The organism is Flavobacteriales bacterium (genome assembly GCA_013214975.1).
Lineage (GTDB): Bacteria > Bacteroidota > Bacteroidia > DT-38 > DT-38 > DT-38.
In genome coordinates this window covers 1-1,516 of record JABSPR010000064.1, presented here as the reverse complement: position 1 = coordinate 1,516, position 1,516 = coordinate 1, and the positions used below count along the sequence as shown (strand labels likewise).

2 protein-coding genes are annotated in these 1,516 nt (G+C 36.7%); both read left to right on the top strand.

Annotated elements, in window-relative coordinates; all coding sequences use genetic code 11:
* Positions 1–682, top strand: a 682-nt coding sequence (locus HRT72_03285) for a hypothetical protein (GenBank protein NQY66731.1), incomplete at its 5' end; no start/stop codon positions are given.
* A gap of 364 nt (positions 683–1,046) precedes the next feature.
* The coding region (locus HRT72_03280) for a hypothetical protein (GenBank protein NQY66730.1) at positions 1,047–1,516 on the top strand (470 nt) is incomplete at its 3' end.

Genomic DNA, 1,516 nt, shown 5'->3' with positions numbered 1-1,516 from the left:
CAAATGGGCGATAGGCGGTTCTTTTTCTATTTTCTGGTGGGAATGCTTACTCGGTCTCGAAAGTGATACAGGTTGGAAAGACATCGATATCTACTTAAATTATGGGGAATTTATCGAACCGGACGAGAAAATATGGCATACCCCTGAGAATGTCGATCTTGAGCGGACGCAAAAAATAGCGAATCAAATTATGGCGTGGTATGGTGGAAAGATAGTATCCCCCCACTGGGCGATGGAGGGATATAGTATTGAGCCTATTAAAGATAAAAAGCGATTAACTGACCATCTAGAACTTCATGTTGAACTTAAAAAACACCATTCCCCTTTGGAACTCGATCTGTCTTTCAAAGACGAGACTTTTTTTAGAGTCTCCAAAAAAGGAATCTATTACTTTTACCTGGAAGGGTCATTCGATAAGCCTCTGCTAGTCCCAGTTTTTAATATTGACACCTTAATTAATATTTATAAGAAATTTAAGGAGACGCGTCTTGACCCCCAAAAGGAAGCAAATGACGTACGCAAACTTATCCGTTTACATTTATTGAAAGCTAGGTTAGCTAATGTCGATCTCAAAGCCAGAACTTTCGTGTTAAACCCTTGTTTAATACCATTCAACCCACGGTGTTTTGAATGTAACCAACGAAAAAAGAAAAAAAGTCAACTTGAATACGCACGCCGCTAATCGATGCTAATCGATGCTAATCGATGCTAATCGATGCTAATCGATGCTCCTTAAAGGTTCGCCCCGGTCGGAGGATCCGACGAAAAAGAGAAAGATCTCCCCATAAATTTTATGGGTTTCAATGATGATAGATTCCAAGTCTTACAAAATATCGACGCTAAGTCTAGTTCGAAAGGCATCGAAACGTCTTATACTTTTCCTCCAACCACTAAAGAAGGTTTCTTCTTACCTAATTAAAAAACAAGCTGAATATAACATAAAATTGTGTAGAATCGACTGTCTATCCAATAATCTCGACGACCAACACATAAACTTCTGGATAGGATGCTAATTACCTTTTAAATATTCAAAGAAGTAATATAATATGGTAAATAATCACTATCTTTTTGGAGCAGTATTACTTATGGTTATGTTTATGGGAGAGGGTATTTGTGCTCTCGAACCTAAGCAAGTATCTTCATCTTATTTCTTTGACCACTATATGGAAAATACAACCCATATTGACATTTTTGAAAATGGAATGGCCCAGATTTATGTTAATAATGCTACAACGCCAACTTATTTTCTGAACACCACAGAAGAAACAGATTTTGAGTATAAATTGGGCCAAACCAATTATCCTTATGATGTCGTCCATAAACCAACGCCTAGCAATAAAGGGGGGGGGATGGAAAATTATTTATTTATTTTAATCTTCTTATATTTTTTGCTGACAATGAACAAAGAATCCCGCCACACAGGTTGTATCATTTCCGAGGATAATGTTTCTGTGAGATTAAAAGATGTTGCAGGATTAGAAGATGTAAAAAAAGAAGTATTTGAATTTGTCGATTT